The following is a 17,500-nucleotide window of genomic DNA, read 5'->3' as shown; positions in this document are numbered from 1 at the left end:
CGGATGTATCTCATGATTAAGCGAATGCTTTTGATCGCCTCTTTGGGCTTGGCCGGAATGGCCACTGCACAGGATATCGGCAACCCTGTCAACGTGGCGTTTCGCCTCGGATTCGGCTACCCTATCGACGACGTCACGCGGGCGCAAGTCGGCAACATGATCGGTTTTGGCGGGGATTACTTTTTTGAAAAGAGCCTGCTGGGCAACACCGAGACGTACCTGTCGTTCGACTGGCTCGGCAAGAGCGCGAGTGGAGCGAAGGGCAACATGTTCCCTCTAGCTCTCAACTTGCGCTGGTACATCGGCGGCGACTACTTTTCGGCGAACCGCACCTACTTCCACTTGGGAGCTGGCGTGGCAATTATTGACATCTTCGGTACCGACTCCCTCGCTATGGTGCGCTCGGGATTCGGAGTCGAACTAGGCGAACACATTTTTATCGAATCGAACTTTGTGTACTCCGATCAGGGCCAAGGCGGCGTCCGTGCCACGAGCGCTGGCATTTACCTCGGGTACCGCTACTAGGCGCGGACCCGAATCTCAGAGGGCGAATCCGACCTAGGGTTCGCCCTCCTTACGTTTGCAGCACCCTATCAACGAACGGCCGTATCTCGCTTTCGTCCATCACCCTCGCCCCGTCGGCGGTCAGCACGCAGACCGAGGGAAGGTGCTTCCTGACCCCGCCGGTTGCTGAATCCAGATCTGCGGCGATGTCAAGCATACGTAGCCCGTCTTCGAGCACGTCATCAAGGCTGCGGTCCGACCAAGGGCCCTTATCTCGAAGTGCGTATTCGAAGATCCCTCTGATCCTCTCAGAGCCGGACCCTGCACATGCGTACTGAGCCGACTCAAACCTCGCGCCAGCCATATCGAAGAAGTAGATCCCGAACTGATCGGCCTTGCGGTCGTAGGTGGCGGCGATAGGTAAGAAAACCCCGAAGCCGTCTGACGCAAGCTGAAGGTTCTCCGACAGCGCCTTCGAGATCTCCATCAGCTTGCCTTGGGCTGAAATCTCCTGCAAATTGCGACGCTCGTAGTACATGAACGCGTGCTGAAGGTAGCGACAGACGTCGATCGACCTTGCGTACGCGCCGCTGATGGCAACGACCGTCCAACGATCCAGCGCCACGATCTTCTCGGCCTTGTCGAACATGATGAGGCTTCCCATCGTCGCCCGCCGGTCTGCCAAGGTCACGACACCGTCGGCACACATCAGTGCGAGCACCGTTGTCCCGTGGGTCTCTCCGGCGCCCGCCGGCAGCGGGGCCGGCTGGAAGTCGACGAGCTCACCGAAGGTCCGGGGTGAAGACAGCCTCATTGACCTGACCGCTGCCTGTACTTCTTGGCCTGGTCGGGATCGACCTTCCTCATTCGCTTGAGCAGCTCGTTCGGCGCGCCCGGTTTCCGGATGTCAGGTTTGCCCGGCCCGTCGTCCTCGCCGAACTTTCTGTCGGGTCCAGCGTCGCGGGATCGCCGCAATCGATCAACTTCAAAAATCATGTTCTGCTTACGTCCTCCAGTAATGATATGAATTCTTCTACGCTTTTGCAACGCTGAAGCTCATCTGGGTACTTCTTCGACGGGTCTAGGGACACATCCCTTATACCGTCGCCGAGTTGAAACCTCAGGTTGCCCCAGCTCACTCCCGCGAGTTCCTCGCGATAATCTCGCACGGCCAGGCCCCGTGCGAACGCGCGGCTGTACTCGAACGTTGAGCGCATTCTGACCTCCACTTCCCCATCGTCCGGCATGGCTTCGACCACATCCGCCTCGACCAGCGCCGGAAACAGCGCGTCCTGACCCCCCAATTCGTGATATGCGAGGTCGATGCTCTGCATGGCGGGCTCCTTCCAGCCAGTGCCCTCTGCGTCGGCGAAACTCCGCAGCTGTTGCAGCTTTGCTGCCCAGTCAACTTTGCGAGCGAACTCGCCGGACCGTTCAAACCGGTCCGCTAAGAGGGTTCTGCAGTCCGAGACGACCTGCGTCAGTTCGTTTGCAATATCTGCCGCAAACCACGAGTCGATATAAGGCTCGGCCGCTGCGAAGTACGACTCGAGGATCTCTCTCGGCGTCGTCCAGCCGCTCGCGAGCTCGACCCGCCCCTCCTCGTCGCAGCTGCGGCTGACGGCCTGCACGCTCTCAACCGGACTTGAGAGATCCCATTCCGGCGCAATCCCCTCGACAATCGAAGCTAGCGCGAGCTTGACAAGCCCGACCTTGCGAGTCACGGCAGAAGGAATCCTGTTCGATTCGCCGCAGATCACGTGCAACCGCATCCACTGCCGAACATCGGCGTGCGGTTCGTCTCTCGTATTGAAAATCGGTCGTTTGTACAGAGTCTCGGCGCTCACGGAATCGACGAAGAAGTCAGCGCGCTGCGACATTTGGTACTCACACCGGCTGCCGCTATCGCTGCCGACCTTGCCAGCCCCACAAAGCACCTGCCTGGCGACGAATAGCGGAAGGAGGCCGCGGATGAGCTGCTCTACCGGAACGCTCCTCGGCACCAGGTAGCTCTCATGGGTGCCGTACGACGCTCCGTGAAAGTCCGTGTTGTTCTTGAATAGCCGCGCTGAACGCCCTGTCTGAACCTCAAAGGCGCTCGCGGCAAGCAGCATCGTGCGATCCCCCGCCATATCGTGCAGGGCGAGCTCTCTCAGGCTCCAGCACTCCGGTGTCGCGTACTCTGGGTGGCCGTGGTCGTTGTACAGCCTCGCCCCGTTGACAAGGACGAGGTCGGCCCGCTGATCGACAGTTGGCGCTCGCCCCTTATCGAAAGCGGCATCGACGGGGTCTGATGCCAGCCGCTCCAAGTCGAACCCGCGAAGGTCTCTCCTCGGCGATTCAAACCGGTAGTCCCAACCTAAGAAGCGCTCATCCGGATAACTCCGGATGAGCGCTTCTGCGTCGTCTATCTGGTCCTCTGCGCCTCGTCCTTCGACCGCTAAGCCGTACTCGGTGTCAAGTCCGGCCAGAATCGACCGCATCTACCTGATGAATACTGCGAATTCTCCTGCGAGCGAGAACGGGAATCCTGGCAGCCCCGGCCCGCTAACAAACGTGAACTCGCCACGGATGACTTCACCGTTGAGGAAGACGAGGTTGGATAACGTGCCCCTCGCTTCGCCAGCCAGGATCCCTGATGGCAGGTCATCGATTGGTGAAACTATGATCGTATTCGTCTGTGCGCCAGAGAGTCGAATGACGCCCTGCCACAGCGCGATGATGTTGCCGGACACGTCGCGCTTGAAGTACACAACCGTCATGCTCTCTGTGTCTTGGCGGCTATTCGGGAAAGCGATCACGGCCTCGTTGCCGACGTTGGTGCCAACGTCGGTCAAGACTTCGCTGTAATCTTTCCAAATGCCTTGCAGCGCAATCAGCTGTGCGATCGGGGGAATGAGGTCCCTGGGATCGTCCTCGAACACTGAGTAGGTGCCCGGAAACGGAGGTGGACCCGGGTCTGGCGCCGTAAACCGACCCTGGTCTAGAAACACAGGGTTCAAGACCTCAAAAGAGTCGTCGGTATCGAAACCCGCGGCCATCGCGATCGCGTCTCCGGAGATGAGAATCTTGTCGGCCTCTGCCGTGCTCACCATATTTGGCCGGTCTGCAGCTGCCATGTTCGATATGTCAAACGAAATGTAGTCGCTCAAGAACGAGTTGATCGAGTTGTCGATCGGGTCGTAGTTTTCGTCCTCGAAGCCAGCTCGGTCAAAGTTGAACTTGGGGGTTGTGAACAGATCGTAGAAGACGATCGACTCGTCAAGGTTGATCTGAATCGTGTGCTGTCGCCCTCTGAGCAAGACCAGGTTCAGAGCAAACGGAGGGGTAATGAACTCAGGGGTCGTAAAGAGATCGGTGATGTCCCCCTCGCCCGGCCCCGTCTGCTCCTTCATGCCGCTGATCTCCATCGGATACTCAACGAACGTCTTGAAGTTGTCCCCCGCCTGGATGGTATAGGTGAAGAACGATGAGAAGATCTTGTAGCCGTTCAACCGCGCCTGGATAACGCTGGCGCCCCCTTGCGACGTCGGCGCAAAGTCGAAGACATCGTTTTGCACCTTGATGTTCCTCATGACGACGAACTGGTCCCCGATACCACCGGCACGCCGGTTAGCGCCGGTCAACAGCAGGTACTGAACCGTCGAATCCGTATCTAGCACTACGGTTGGCGCAGTCGGCCCGCCGGTCGTACCACCGCCGCCGCCCGTACCGCCGCCCGTACCGCCACCGCCCGTACCGCCACCGCCACCGCAGCCGATGACGACAACCACCGCAACAAAAGCAAACAACCACTTCCTCAAAGCTGATAACCTCTTCAAATGTCTCCGAACGCGACGCTCCAGATAATACTGGTTCTGGCCCTAGAGGACAAGCCTACAGGGCCCGACTTAGCGTACAAGTCGAGCATTCGCGACCAAGAGTACACCATTTGACGCTGTACTTACTTGGTTTCGTTCGAAGATGTACTCAGACTGTACTGTCCCCAGCCCGGCAATTCTGGTTCGACGACTCGCAGATTCGGCGAAGCACCCCCGCCGAGGTGCGGATTTGGAGCCAGGGCGAGCCCGTGAGGGCGGTCGATTCAAGGCCTTGAGCCAGCTTCGCGCACAGGTACAATCGCCGCCTGATGAAACGCGACGGGCTCATCGACTTGAACGGCGCTATTCAGCACCCAGGTTGCAAGCTCGCCTTCGAAGTCAGCACGAGCCTGGGCCAGGAGCAAGACTTGGATTTGCTTGAGCCCGTCACCGGGTCTTTGCACGTCGAGTGCACCGGCAACCTTCTGATTCTGAGCGGTGAATTTCGCAGCAGGTGCGTTTTGGAGTGTGCTCGCTGCGGGGCACCCCTTGAAACCGACCTCGATTTTGAAATGGAGGATCACATCGTTGTCGAGGGCACGCCAAGCTGTTACGGGACCGGCGACTTCGCCAGAGTCGAACCAGAGGAAGACTTCCCGATCTTCGACGGCAACTCGCTGATTTGCGACGCCTACGTCAGACAGGGAGTTCTGATCAACCTTCCAGGACAGCCGCTTTGCAAGTTCGGATGGGACGGCGCCTGCCCGCACGCGCTCCGGACAGAGAGTGCGCGGCCGGACACCGGGCACCCCGGCATGCAGAACCTAGGGAAGCTCCTTCATCCACAGGAGCCCGGGGCTTGAGGATCGCGCTGGACGCTATGGGCGGGGACTACGCTCCCGATGTGGTCGTCGCCGGAGCGCTGCTCGCGTCTGAAAAGCTCGACGGCAACATTATCCTGGTCGGCGATCCAGCGAGAATTAAGGCGTGCTTGGACGGATGCGCGCCGACCAACGTCTCCATCCATCCTGCCAGCGAGGTCGTCGAAATGCACGACAAGCCCACCGTGGCTCTGCGGAGGAAGAAGGACTCCTCGCTCGCCGTGGCTTGTCAGCTTGTCAAGGACGGGCAGGCAGACGCGATGGTTTCGGCGGGCAACACTGGCGCTGTGACGGCCTGCTCGCTCGTGTCCTGGCGACCGATCGAAGGGGTTCATCGTCCCGCGATCGCGAGCTATGTGCCGACCAAGCACGGCCGGTTCCTGCTGCTCGATGCTGGCGCGTCGCCCGACGTCGACCCCGTTCACCTGCTTGAGTTCGCACTCATGGGCCGCGCGTACGCAGAGAAGGTGATGCAGAGGGTGAACCCTAGCGTGCATCTGCTGAATATCGGCGAAGAGCCCGGCAAGGGCAACGCGTTCGCAAAGCGGGCACACGAACTGCTCAGCGACCATGCGTGGTTTGCAGGGAACATCGAAGGCACCGAAATGTTCCGCAGCCCCTGCGACGTCGTTGTCTGTGATGCGTTTGCCGGGAACCTCGTACTCAAAACCGCCGAGGGCGTCAGCCAATTCATCATGGATGAGATCAAGCGATCCGTTTCAAGCGGATTTGCAAGGCTGGCCGCCCTTCCGCTCAAATTGGCATTGCGACCCGTGAAAAAGCTGCTCGACTACGCAGAATACGGCGGGTCGCCACTCCTCGGTCTCAACGGCATGTGTATCATCTGTCACGGCCACAGCAATGCGCGGGCGATCGCAAGCGCCGTCGCACTTGCTGCCGTTGCGATCCAGAACGACCTTGTACCGACCATTCGTGAGGCCGTCGCACACGAAAGTAAACTGAAAAACGCATGAGCATTCGAGCGGTGATCCACGGCCGTGGACATTCCGTACCTGACAAGGTGCTGACGAACGCGGATTTTGAGCGAATGGTGGACACCGACAGCGAGTGGATCCTCCAGCGAACGGGCATCGAGGAGCGGCGAGTCTGCACAGCCGAAGAGTCGACGAGCACCCTTGCGATCGCCGCAGCGAAGGAGGCCCTCGACAGTGCGGGGGTTCGTGCGGCCGATATCGATACGGTCGTCGTGTCAACGGTCACTGGCGATATGCAGTTCCCTTCTACAGCCAGCATCGTCCAAGATGCTGTTGGCGCGAAGAACGCGGGGGCGTTCGACATCGGAGCGGCCTGTGCTGGCTTCATTTACTCGCTAAGCGTCAGCGCGTCAATGGTTGAGTCCGGCCGGGCCAAGACCGTGCTCTTGATCGGGGCCGACGCCTTGACGAAGTTTGTTGACTACACGGACCGCTCCACCTGCATCCTGTTCGGAGATGGCGCCGGTGCGTTCGTGCTCAAGGGCGAAGAGGGCACCGACCGCGGACTCATCGACACAGTCATGTACTCCGATGGATCCGGCTTGGTCTACATCAACGTGGAGGGCGGCGGCTCCCGATACCCGCACGATCTGGCGAGCTCGCACGGCAAGAAGCCGTACATCTACATGGCCGGCCCAGAGACGTACAAGTTCGCCGTCAAGGCGATGGTCGACGCTTGCGGCAAAGTCCTCGAGAAGACGGGCATGACCGCCAGCGACGTCGATCTGTTCGTACCTCACCAAGCGAACTTGCGGATCATCATGTCTGCTGCATCGCGGCTCGGGCTGCCGGAAGAAAAGGTGTACTTGAACGTTCAAAAGTACGGAAACACGAGCGGCGGATCGATCCCGCTCGGGCTTTATGAGGCGGTGATCGACGGTCGGCTGGAGAAGAACATGGTCGTGATGACCGTCGGCTTCGGCGCAGGACTCGTGTGGGGCGCTAATTTGATCCGGTGGTAGAGATCCGGCGGGGCGTCGTCTGGTGGTCGCCAGGTAGTCGCCAAGTTGTCGCCGATTGTCCTCGCGGTGACGCCGAAGGCGGACGACGACCGGCCGACAGCGACGCGGTCGACTTTTGGGAGGTTCGGATTGGGTGCCACGGTCTGACCCGAAGGGCAGGCCGTGCGCCGCGAGTGACGAAACTCCGGTCTTACCCATGGAGGGTCGTCCTCCTGGGCGACCTTGGCTATCGATTGACTCGCCATTTCGGTCGTGCTGTTGACATCGACCGCACTCCGCAACCGCACGGACAAACCCTATCGGGCCTGACCGTGGCACACGATTGGCGGACTAGAGACTTCTGAAGAGCAGATGGAAAGTCGTCCCTCGCAGAATCAGCGTTGGACCGCTTGTATCCAATGACCGTCCGGGTCTTGGAACGTCAGGCACTCGTCGTTGTCGCCGTGGGTGACTTCGACGCCGTTGTTCTCTAGCTGCTCTTTGAAGACTGCGGCGTCCTCCACGTACAGGACGAGCGCCACCGCGCTGTCCTTGTAACCGCCTCCTGGCACACCTTTGCCGGGGCGCAGGAGGATCTCTGTGCCGCCGATTTCGACCCACTGGTACTCATCCTGCTCCGATACGGGTCTTGCGCCTAATACATCAACGTACCAGTCTCTCGCCTCTGCGGTGTCCTTGCAGAAGACCTCGATGTGGCCGATCTTAATGGACATCGAACAACTATACCGAACATGGCTCCTTCAGCGTGCTTGCACGGGACGTGTCGGCGACAAGCGAGAGTCAGGAACAAGCGTCAGCAGCGCCCGCGACTTGCCCGGGTAAATATACGTGTTTATATACTTGTGACACAAAGGCTTCGTAGATGTGCCTGGTTGGTGGCCGTTTAGGGTGAATCGCACCCGAAACTGTGTCATAATTAGGACAGCATTGAGGTGTCGCTGATAGCTGCCCCGCTGGGGTCTGTCGGTGAGAGTCCGGCTCGGCGGCACCACCTACCCCTAGTATCTTTTGGCTCCATGATGGAACGGATGATATAGGGTGTCGATCTGAGACGAAATCAACTTCATGCAAGTGTCGTCGCCACGCTCGTACTTTCGTTGTACGGCCCAGCTACAGTAATCAGCCACCTGTAGCCATGGATCTGAAGCAGAGGGCCAGCAGGCAGTCGTAAAAGTCCTCCCCGCAAGGGTCTGGTTACAGATGTCGTCCAAATCTCTCTTGATTCGACTCATGTCGTTGTGGTCACTCTTCTGCGATGCAGCTACGAGAAACAACGACTGCCCGGCCCGGACTCGATTCTTGCCAATCTTGCTCATGTGAAAGAACCAAGCCTGTTTGTAAAACCGTTGCTTGTTCCTGACCAGGTGCGGCTCGGTCTTACGCTTCTCGATCACCGTGGCGTCGAACTTGAACTGGTGGCTGGCAATCAACTGGAAGACCGCATTACGAACCGGCCACGTGTCATTGCAGGCATGAAAGAAGGTGCCAGTAAAGTCGCCGCTCTCAGTCAAGTCTCGGCGAAGCTCCCAGAGGTCTTGGGCTAGAGTTCCCACGGTCATGCAGACCGTGCCGATCATGTAGTAGTTGGAACAGGTGGCCTTGAACTTATTGTCGCCAGCCTCATCCCCGAACATATGTACATCCGCCATGCCTTACACTAGTGTACTAGCCGAGTGAAGTAGAATAGAACCAATGGAGCCCGACCAGAAGCTAGAGGTCGAACAGTTCGAGAAGCTGCTCGAACAGATTCTCTTGGTGCCCAAGAAGTCCATCAGGGGCAAGAAGGTCGCCAAGCCCGGCAAGAACATCCCTAACGGAAACGGCCAACCGGACGGTCGGGCCAAGCATCCCGAGCCCGGCAGGTAGGTACTAGGTACTAAGCCGAACCGGGCGGGCCGGAATTCGGTTCAAATTCGCAATTTAAATGGTTTCTTAGCTTGTAGGGTTTATATGGGCCAATAATGCGTCAAAATAGGGGTGGTGGCGAGCGGCGGATTCGAACCGCCTTGGGCACAATTGAGAGTCGCGCTTTAGCAAACCTGCACTCGCCTATCAGATTACAGTGGGGCCATGGAACCCTCAGACCGTGACCGGGGAAACCGGCGGGTCTAAGCACGACCCCACACCTTCAAGCCGGACCTCCGTCCGGCTTCCCATTGGACGACTGCTCCTGTTGATCGTCTAGGGAAAATTCTCGTAGCCCAAACGTGTTGGGCAGTGGCCGCGTGAAGTAGCGTCCCTCCTTGAAGTAGGAATTGAGCTGGCTGGCGACCACTCGAACGGACTTGGGGGTCTCTTCATCGCCGATGCCCTGGATGATCTCCCTGACGTGGGCTGGGGAGCCCCTGCCCCTGAGATAGGTGTGCGCCCTCGCCATGACGCTGCCCGGCTTCAGTGTTACCTTATCCTTGGTGCGGGGCAAGTCCCTGGGCAACAATTGGAGGAGTTCCTCTTGGCCCTCGATCTGTCCCTTAAGGCGGGCAATCTCGGCGTGGAAAGACGCAAGCCGTTCCTCCCAGGAGACTAGCTCCTTTTTCTTCTTGGCTACAAGCCTCTCGATCTGCTTCCGAACGCTCATCGTTCCTGTTATTATTGCATGGTAAGAGTTGGACAGACGGCAATGTATAGACGAGAATAGGTATTTATACCGTGCGAACGACGGATTCGAACCTGGACGATAGGCAAGACGCGGCGAGCATTCGCGCCAGATGGCCTAGCGAACCAAGTCCTGCCATGTCAGCCGACGATCAAACACACGGCCAGACAGCTCAGCGAAGCGGCCAGGGTCGTCTGTCTCTCTGAGGTTCCAGCGGAAAGCTTGGTCTACGGCGTACCGATCCATGTGCTTGCGGCTAGGGCGAACCCATGTGCCTCTGATGCTCCGCTTGAACAGGCTCCAGAAGCACTCGATATTGTTGGTGTGGACGGCACCACGCGCCCACTCATCCAAATGGTTTACAGTCTCGTGCAGGTAGTCCGTCTTGAGCCAGTAGTAGCCTGCGTGCGCGTCTGTATAGAGGTTCGATCCTGGCGACACGTGGCGTCGGACGGTGCGAGTGAGTTGGGGCGCACTTGAGCGCGGGATCGTCATGGCCCGCACCTCTCCGCCCCTTTCGAGGACGCCCATCACTGGCGTCTTGTGGGCCCAGTCGCCAAACTTGTCTCTGCCCGCCTTGTGCCTCCGCCTGTCCAGCTTGCCCCCAACGAAGGTCTCATCGGCTTCTACCGTGCCCTCCAATAGACGAAAGGGCGGCTCTGCCTCCATTGCGAGCCTGATCCGGTGAACCAGGTGCCATGCTGACTTTTGCGTGATCTCAAGGCTCCTGGCGACCTCGCAGGAACTAACACCGTTCTTAGCGTTCGCCATTAGCCAAACGCCAGAGAGCCATTTGCCCAACGGTATCGGACTGTCCTCGAATATGGTGCCAAGTCGGATGCTGAACTGCTTCTTGCAACCGTGGCAACGCCATATCTTGCGAGACTTGACGAAGGACGGCTCCATAGTGCCGCACCTTGGACAGATGACGCCGTTCGGCCATCGTTTAGCCTTGACGTACTCGAAAGCATAGTCCTCATTCGAGAACTTCGCCATCGCGTCCATCAGGCTCTTGGGTAGTGCTAGAAGGTCGGCCACGCCCCTAGTATAGCACAGATTGTGTCACAAGTATATAAACACGTAAATATACCGGGTGGGCGGGGCGCATCCGAATCCGGACCGTTGCTGTCTGTGGTATTTTAGAGGTTCGGTACTGTGGAACGGTACCAGAGGGACGATGGCCAACTGTGTTGTTGCCAATGGGAGCGTGACGGTCGCGCGCGTGCGGCGCCGATCGCTGACGAGCTTGGAGGGATGAAGTGCGTACTGTCACTGTCGCAAGAAAGTTATTCTGCATCGCCACGGTTTTCGGCGTGACGAGCGCGGCTTACGGCCAAGTGCAGGAGGAGTGGGTCGCGCGATACAACGGCGCCGCCAACGGTTCGGATACTGCTTCTGTGATTGCAGTTGACAGCGCCGGCAACGTCTATGTGACCGGCAGCTCGGTGGGCTCCGGCACGCACTTGGACTACGCGACGCTGAAGTACGACTCGGACGGCAATCAACTCTGGGAACGGCGCTACGACGGCTCATACGGCGGCGCAAGCAACAGACCCGATTTCGCCAATGCGCTTGCCGTGGACAGCGCGGGCAACGTGTATGTGACCGGAGATTCGTACGGCTCACATAGCACGCTCAGAGACTACGCGACGTTGAAGTACGACTCGGACGGCAATTTGCTTTGGACAAGACGCTATAACGGCCCGGGAAGCAGTACCGATCAAGCCCGGGCGATTGCAGTGGACAGCGAAGGCAACGTGTATGTGACTGGCAACTCGGTGGGCTCCGGCACGGGGCACGACTACGCAACGTTGAAGTACGACACGGACGGCATCCTGCTCTGGGAAAGTCGCTACAATGGCGGCGGCAGCGGTTCGGATGCCGCCTTTGCGCTTGCACTGGACAGCGCAGGCAACGTGTACGTGACCGGGGGCACGGGCTCCTACCCTGGACGGGACTACGCAACGTTGAAGTACGACACGGACGGAAACCTGCTCTGGGCTAGGCGCTACGCCGGCTCGGGAGGAGCATGGGATATCGCCTCTCACATTGCAGTGGACAGCGCGGGCAACGTGTATGTTACCGGCGAATCGACTGGCTCGGGTACGGATTTAGACTACGCGACGCTGAAGTACGACCCGGACGGAAACCTGCTTTGGGCAAGCCGCTACAACAGGGCCGACTATGCGGATCGTGCCTCCGCACTTGCTGTCGACAACGCAGGCAACGTCTATGTGATCGGCCTGACGTGGGCACCCGACAAAGGCTGGGACTACGCGACCGTGAAGTACGACTCGAACGGCAATCAACTCTGGGATAGGCGGTCCGACGGCCCGGGCTTCGTTACCTATCAAGGCGCTGACATTGAAATCGACACCGAATCCTGTGTGTATGTGAACGGCTATTCGCCGGTCCCTGGAATTGACGACGACTACGTGACGCTCAAGTACGACCCGAGCGGAAACGTGCTTTGGGAAATGCGCTACAACGGTCCGGGCAACGGTTCTGACAGGGCGCATGCGCTTGCTTTGGACAGTGCCGGCAACGTGTATGTAACTGGCGAATCGACGGGCTCCGGCACGGGCACGGACTACGCGACGATAAAATACAGCCAGACGCAGACGATCTTGCCGGACAGCTTCTCCGTGTTCCGCGGGATGTTGACCGGCGGCGGGCTGAGCGACCTGCTCGCCAGCGACGACAGCTGGATGACTGTGCTGCCGGGGATCACGCTGAACCAAGCGGAGCGCCAGGTGCAGCTCATCGTCGTCGGTACAGCTCCGACTGAAACGCCGAGCGAGCTTCGGATCAGAGTGGAGGCCCACGCCGAGATCAACAACATCGGGCAGTGGATAGAGCTGTGGAACTACGACACGAGTTCGTGGGAAGAGGTCGACTTCATGATCGCGACGACGACTGACTCGATAGTCGAGGTGAGCATCACGGTCGATCCGGGCCGGTTCGTACAGGCGGGCACGAAGGAGATGAAGGCGAAGATCAGCTACAAAGAAGCCGGGATTGTACTCTCATTCCCGTGGCTGATCAGCTTCGACCAGACGGTGTGGGCTATCGTCCCGTAGACGACCAACCGGCAATCGCGTGGCTAGCAATTCGCCTCGCTCGTGCCGGTGAAATTACTGGCATCCTCTGACGAAGCACTGTGTCATGATGTATCTGCGGCCTTGAGCTGCTGTAAGGAAGCCGTAATCATGTTTGACGGCCAAAACGCAACAGACAGATGGCGAGAAGCGACGAGGGCGCAGTATGAAGCCGGGCGACGGTCGGCAATACGCGCTCGGAAATCATTTGTGAGGATCGCGTGCACCGCCGTCGCACTCGCGGTGACGAGCGCGACTTTCGGCCAAGTGCAGGAGGAGTGGGTCCGTCGCTACAACGGCCCGGGTAACGATCGGGATGTCGCCAGAGCGCTTGCTGTGGACAGGGCAGGCAACGTGTATGTGACCGGCGAATCGGACGGCTCCGGCACTGGCAACGACTACGCGACGTTGAAGTACGACACGGTGGGCAACGAGCTCTGGGAGAGGCGGTACAGCGGCCCAGGCAACAGACTCGATATCGCCCGTGCGCTTGCCGTGGACGACGCAGGCAACGTGTATGTGACCGGAGCCTCAACCGCCTCCAACGGGTACAAGCTATACGCGACATTGAAGTACGACACGGACGGCAACCTGCTCTGGCTAAGCCGCTACAGCCGCGCAGACCGAAGTGGCGACCAAGCATACGCGCTTGCCGTGGACAGCGCTGGCAACGTGTACGTGACCGGTAGCTCTTCGGGCGGTGGCACGGGTGTCGACTACGCGACGCTGAAATACGACACGAATGGCAACCTCCTCTGGGTACGACGGTACAACGGCCCGTCCAACGATAATGGCGATATCGCTACTGCAATTGCTGTCGACGACGTCGGCAACGTCTATGTAACCGGCCAATCATGGGGGGGCGCCACGAACTTCGACTACGCGACCCTCAAATACGACACAAACGGAAACCAGCTTTGGGTACGGCGGTACGACGGCCCGGCCAACTACATCGATGTCCCTACCGCACTTGCTGTTGACGAGGCCGGAAGCGTCTATGTGACCGGATCTTCTTGGGGCGTCGGCACAGACATCGACTATGCGACGGTGAAGTATAACGCGAACGGCAACCTGGTTTGGGCACTGCGCTACAACGGTCCGGCCAACGATGTCGATCAATCCAATGCGCTTGCTGTTGACGAAGCTGGCAACGTATATGTGACCGGCTGGTCGGTGGGCTCCGGCACGCGCACCGACGTCGCGACCCTTAAATACGACACGAACGGCAACCTTGTCTGGGAAAGGCGCTACAACGGCCCAGCCAACGGTTCGGACGGTGCCGCTGCGCTTGCTCTGGATAGCTCAGGCAACATGTACGTGACCGGCTTCTCGAGTGGCTTCGGTACGAGCCTCGATTACTTGACGTTGAAGTACGACACGGACGGCAACCGGCTTTGGTCGATGCGCTACGACGGTTCAGGCATCGGTTATGACCGTGCCGAGGCCGTTGCTGTGGACGGCCCGGGCAACGTGTATGTAACCGGTTGGTCGTGGGGCTCAGGCACGAACTACGACTACGCGACGATCAAGTACTCTCAGACGGTCGAGGTCTTACCCGACAGTTTCTCGCTGTTCCGCGGGATTCTGACCGGCGGCGGGCTGAGCGACCTGCTCGCGAGCGACGACAGCTGGATGACGGTGCTGCCAGGGATCACGCTGAACCAATCTGAGCGACAGGTGCAGCTCATCGTCACTGGCACTTCTCCGACTGAGACGCCGACCGAGCTTCGATTCCGTTTGGAGGCCCACGCGGAGATCAACAACATCGGACAGTGGATCGAGCTGTGGAACTACGACACGAACTCGTACGAGCAGGTCGACTTCATGATCGCGACGACGGTGGACTCGATCGTGGAGGTGAGCATCACGACAGACCCGGCGCGGTTCGTCGAAGCAGGAACGAAGCAGATGAGAGCCAAGATCAGCTACAAGGAAGCCGGCATCGTGCTCTCATACCCGTGGCTGATCAGCTTCGATCAGACAGTGTGGACGATCGTGCCTTGACCGTGGAGCCCGCACCACTAAAGCGCTCCCCCTGCACGAACCCGAACCAATCCGAAGACAGTTGGCAGTCGGCAGTCGGCAGCTGGCAGTCGGCAGTTGGCAGTTGGCGGTTGGCAGAGAAATGGTTAAGGGTCAAAGGTCAAACCCGAACCAACCCGAACCAACCCGAACTAACCCGGACCAATCCGAACACGCGTCGTCAAGCCGACGCAACGGAGAGGGCGGTCAAGCCCGCGCACTCCCAAAGGTCGACTCTTCGACGATGGCGAACGTCTCCTTGAGCGCGGCGGCGCTCTTCATGAGGGCTTCTCTTTCGGCGTCGCTGACCTTCGGCTCCCAGACCGCGACCACGCCCGCTCGGCCCACCACGGTCGGCAGCGAGAGCGAGATGTCGCTGATGCCCATCGTGCCGGTCTGCGCGCTGCTCACGGGGAGCAGGCGGCCGTCGTCGAGCGCGATGCCTTCGACGACCTCTTTGATCGCGATGCCGACCGCGCGGCCCGCGCCGCCCTTCTGCCTGATGACTGTCGCGCCGGACTTCTTGGTCGTCTCGAAAAGCTCGTCGGCGGAGGAGTCGCTCCAGCCGGGGATCGAGGAGATCGCCACGCCGTTGATCGTCGCGCCGGACCAGATCGGCACCATCGAGTCGCCGTGCTCGCCGAGGATGACCGCGTTGACGTCCTTCGCTCCGACCTTGAAGTGGTCGGCGATCAGGCTGCGGAACCGCGCCGTGTCGAGCACCGTTCCGAGGCCCATGATCTGGCTCTGCGGGAGCAGGCCGCTCTTGACCGTGAGGTGCGTGAGGATGTCGACCGGGTTGCTGACCACGAGGATCGTCGCGACGTCGGCGAGCTTGACTTCCTTCAATGATTCGAGGATGCCCGTGAATAGGCCGACGTTGCGGTTGATGAGGTCGAGCCGGCTCTCGTCGGGCTTTCTGCGAAGCCCTGCTGTGATGACGACGCAGTCGCTGCCCTCGCACTCCTCGTAGCCGCCGCTGGTGAACGTCTGGTTGGCCGTGAACGACGCGCCGTGGCGCAGGTCGAGCGCCTCGCCCGCAGCCATGTCCTGGTTGACGTCGACGAGGGCGATGTGGGTGACGATGCCGCCGAGTTGTAGGGCGTACGCCGCGTCCGATCCTACGCGCCCGCCGCCTCCGATGATGCTGACTTTCATGATGTGTTGTTGGTTCTCCGTTGAAGCTGTAGGGGCACCAGTTTAGCCGGGATCGCATCGGTATCTCCGACAATCGGCCTCCGCCCGTGCGCTCTCGTCCAACGTCGGCAAGCGCTACGAAAGGGTAACGTCCGGGCACGAGGTGAATATGACCGTGAAATACTTCTTCCGCACTGTCGCTTGCCTGACGCTGGTCGTCAGCACCGCGGTGTCCTTTGCGCAAGAGAAGAATCCCAAGGACATCATGGATGCGATCGTCGCCCACAGGACGCAACGCATGGATGAGGCTCGTTCTGCTGGACAGCGGGCCGATATGGCCGCCATAAACGCTGAGACTAAGGCTATGGCGCTCAAGGCGGCCAAAGGGGTCGACCCGGCGAACGTCGATCTCGATCTAGCCCTGTCGTGGGCGTCGGTGTTCTCCTTTGCCGGCATGCACCAGGAGATCTGCGACCTCTGCTTGAGGTTCCTAGAGAGTAATCCGAGCCGAGAGGACAAGTCGATTGCCCAGGGCATGGCGATGAGGGCCTGCAATTCGCTTGGTGACGCGGACATGCTGGTCGAGATGCTGGCGACGTACGCCCCAGCGACGACAATTGAGAGCCAAGGGCATTTGGGGAGCGTCGTGCGGTTTTACGCCGATACCATCGCCGAGAAAATGGGCATCGAGGCCGCTCTCAAGGCGATTGACGACGCTATGGCCCTGGCCAAGTTCGAAGATCCAGAGGAGTACGCGAAGCGCTCGTTCGACTCTTTCAAAGCGCGCGGCACCAGGAACCGCGACGGCAGCGAGATGACGGACAAGCAGATCACCGCAATGCTGGTCAGTAGCGCCAAGAACCGTAGAGTCGGCCTGATCTATTCCGCCGCGAACAAAAAGTCAGGGCTGTTGGAAGATGCGGGACGCAAGGACGAGGCTCTTTCTGTCTTGAAGGAGTTCGTCAAGGACCGTGATCCGTCGAACGCCTCTGTGCGCCGCGCCAATTCTGCGATCATGCAGACCGAGATGATCGGCTCGCCGGCGACCGCGCTGGACTTCGACCGGCAGTACGGCGACTTCAAGAGCCTGGATGCCTGGAAGGGCAAGGTCGTCATCATCGACTTCACGGCGCACTGGTGAGGGTTCTGTCAGAGGTCCGTTCCGGACCTGAAGCAGCTGTACGCTGACTTCCACGACAAAGGACTCGAAATGGTCGCCGTGACCCAGTACTACGGATACGTAGGCGCGAAGAGAGAGATCTCCGAAGAGGAAGAGTTCGCTGAAATGGCGAACTTCCGCGCCGACAAGGGCGAACCTTGGTCGATGGTCTTTGGCGGCCAGTCGAACAATGACGCCTATGGCGTCGGCGGAATTCCGCACTGGGTGGTGCTAGACCGCGAGGGCAACGTGGCGTTCATCCACATCGGCTACACGCCGACGATCTTCATACCGTTCCGCGAGAAGGTCAAGGCACTTGTAGAAGGCAAGTAGTCCCATACGACCG

18 protein-coding genes and 1 tRNA gene are annotated in these 17,500 nt (G+C 59.6%); 9 read left to right on the top strand and 10 right to left on the bottom strand.

What is annotated here, in order from left to right; genetic code table 11:
* Positions 1-24: 24 nt before the first annotated feature.
* A complete protein-coding gene (locus IH944_06700) occupies positions 25-525 on the top strand; it encodes a hypothetical protein (GenBank protein MCH7904242.1) in 501 nt (166 codons plus the stop codon).
* A 49-nt stretch (positions 526-574) separates the two neighbouring features.
* Here IH944_06700 and IH944_06695 read toward each other — a convergent pair whose 3' ends face one another.
* From IH944_06695 to IH944_06680, 4 genes are read right to left on the bottom strand one after another with little or no spacing between them, the layout of a single operon-like run.
* On the bottom strand, positions 575-1,318 hold the full coding sequence (locus IH944_06695; protein MCH7904241.1) for a proteasome subunit alpha: 744 nt from the start codon (positions 1,316-1,318) through the stop codon (positions 575-577).
* Positions 1,315-1,500 carry a ubiquitin-like protein UBact gene (locus IH944_06690; GenBank protein ID MCH7904240.1) on the bottom strand — a complete coding sequence of 62 codons (186 nt, stop codon included), beginning with the start codon at positions 1,498-1,500 and terminating at the stop codon, positions 1,315-1,317. The genes IH944_06695 and IH944_06690 overlap by 4 nt, the downstream gene beginning before the upstream one ends.
* Positions 1,497-2,987, bottom strand: coding sequence for a proteasome accessory factor PafA2 family protein (locus tag IH944_06685; GenBank protein MCH7904239.1), 1,491 nt, complete (start codon positions 2,985-2,987; stop codon positions 1,497-1,499). The genes IH944_06690 and IH944_06685 overlap by 4 nt, the downstream gene beginning before the upstream one ends.
* Positions 2,988-4,295, bottom strand: coding sequence for a hypothetical protein (locus IH944_06680; protein MCH7904238.1), 1,308 nt, complete (start codon positions 4,293-4,295; stop codon positions 2,988-2,990). It abuts the gene before it with no gap.
* Between the two features lie 338 nt (positions 4,296-4,633).
* On the opposite strand from IH944_06680, the gene IH944_06675 reads away from it, so the two are divergent.
* From IH944_06675 to IH944_06665, 3 genes are read left to right on the top strand one after another with little or no spacing between them, the layout of a single operon-like run.
* Entirely contained in the window at positions 4,634-5,167 is a 534-nt protein-coding gene (locus IH944_06675; protein MCH7904237.1) for a DUF177 domain-containing protein, read from the top strand.
* A complete protein-coding gene (plsX, locus tag IH944_06670) occupies positions 5,164-6,159 on the top strand; it encodes a phosphate acyltransferase PlsX (protein MCH7904236.1) in 996 nt (331 codons plus the stop codon). Before IH944_06675 ends, plsX begins: the two co-directional genes overlap by 4 nt.
* The gene (locus tag IH944_06665) at positions 6,156-7,142 is read left to right on the top strand and encodes a ketoacyl-ACP synthase III (GenBank protein ID MCH7904235.1); all 987 of its coding nucleotides are present in this window, start codon (positions 6,156-6,158) and stop codon (positions 7,140-7,142) included. The genes plsX and IH944_06665 overlap by 4 nt, the downstream gene beginning before the upstream one ends.
* Before the next feature lie 374 nt (positions 7,143-7,516).
* On the opposite strand, the gene IH944_06660 is transcribed toward IH944_06665, so the two are convergent.
* Together IH944_06660 and IH944_06655 are read right to left on the bottom strand one after the other, a co-directional pair.
* Positions 7,517-7,855 carry a VOC family protein gene (locus tag IH944_06660; GenBank protein ID MCH7904234.1) on the bottom strand — a complete coding sequence of 113 codons (339 nt, stop codon included), beginning with the start codon at positions 7,853-7,855 and terminating at the stop codon, positions 7,517-7,519.
* A 285-nt stretch (positions 7,856-8,140) separates the two neighbouring features.
* Positions 8,141-8,791, bottom strand: coding sequence for a DUF3800 domain-containing protein (locus IH944_06655; GenBank protein MCH7904233.1), 651 nt, complete (start codon positions 8,789-8,791; stop codon positions 8,141-8,143).
* A 43-nt stretch (positions 8,792-8,834) separates the two neighbouring features.
* On the opposite strand from IH944_06655, the gene IH944_06650 reads away from it, so the two are divergent.
* Complete coding sequence (locus IH944_06650; protein ID MCH7904232.1) at positions 8,835-9,008, top strand: hypothetical protein; 174 nt, start codon at positions 8,835-8,837, stop codon at positions 9,006-9,008.
* A gap of 112 nt (positions 9,009-9,120) precedes the next feature.
* Here IH944_06650 and IH944_06645 read toward each other — a convergent pair.
* From IH944_06645 to IH944_06635, 3 genes are all read right to left on the bottom strand, one after another.
* A tRNA-Glu gene (locus tag IH944_06645) sits at positions 9,121-9,192 on the bottom strand.
* Positions 9,193-9,270: 78 nt separating this feature from the next.
* Positions 9,271-9,720 (bottom strand): hypothetical protein, encoded by a 450-nt coding sequence (locus IH944_06640; protein MCH7904231.1) that lies wholly within the window; start codon positions 9,718-9,720, stop codon positions 9,271-9,273.
* Positions 9,721-9,855: 135 nt separating this feature from the next.
* Positions 9,856-10,776, bottom strand: a complete 921-nt coding sequence (locus IH944_06635; GenBank protein MCH7904230.1) for an IS1595 family transposase — start codon at positions 10,774-10,776, stop codon at positions 9,856-9,858.
* Positions 10,777-10,997: 221 nt separating this feature from the next.
* On the opposite strand from IH944_06635, the gene IH944_06630 reads away from it, so the two are divergent.
* Both IH944_06630 and IH944_06625 read left to right on the top strand, forming a co-directional pair.
* On the top strand, positions 10,998-12,818 hold the full coding sequence (locus IH944_06630) for an SBBP repeat-containing protein (protein ID MCH7904229.1): 1,821 nt from the start codon (positions 10,998-11,000) through the stop codon (positions 12,816-12,818).
* Between the two features lie 129 nt (positions 12,819-12,947).
* On the top strand, positions 12,948-14,840 hold the full coding sequence (locus IH944_06625; GenBank protein ID MCH7904228.1) for an SBBP repeat-containing protein: 1,893 nt from the start codon (positions 12,948-12,950) through the stop codon (positions 14,838-14,840).
* A 225-nt stretch (positions 14,841-15,065) separates the two neighbouring features.
* Here the strand turns inward: IH944_06625 and IH944_06620 are convergent, their stop codons facing one another.
* Positions 15,066-16,016 (bottom strand): lactate/malate dehydrogenase family protein, encoded by a 951-nt coding sequence (locus tag IH944_06620; protein ID MCH7904227.1) that lies wholly within the window; start codon positions 16,014-16,016, stop codon positions 15,066-15,068.
* A 148-nt stretch (positions 16,017-16,164) separates the two neighbouring features.
* Here IH944_06620 and IH944_06615 point away from each other — a divergent pair, with 148 nt between their 5' ends.
* Positions 16,165-17,136, top strand: a complete 972-nt coding sequence (locus IH944_06615) for a hypothetical protein (GenBank protein MCH7904226.1) — start codon at positions 16,165-16,167, stop codon at positions 17,134-17,136.
* A 27-nt stretch (positions 17,137-17,163) separates the two neighbouring features.
* Positions 17,164-17,487, top strand: coding sequence for a hypothetical protein (locus IH944_06610; GenBank protein MCH7904225.1), 324 nt, complete (start codon positions 17,164-17,166; stop codon positions 17,485-17,487).
* Positions 17,488-17,500: the final 13 nt, after the last annotated feature.

The organism is Armatimonadota bacterium (genome assembly GCA_022563855.1).
In the GTDB taxonomy this organism is placed as follows: domain Bacteria; phylum Armatimonadota; class Fimbriimonadia; order Fimbriimonadales; family Fimbriimonadaceae; genus JADFMN01.
The sequence above is the reverse complement of the archived record's forward strand: the minus strand, read 5'-3'. Positions and strand labels throughout refer to the sequence as shown.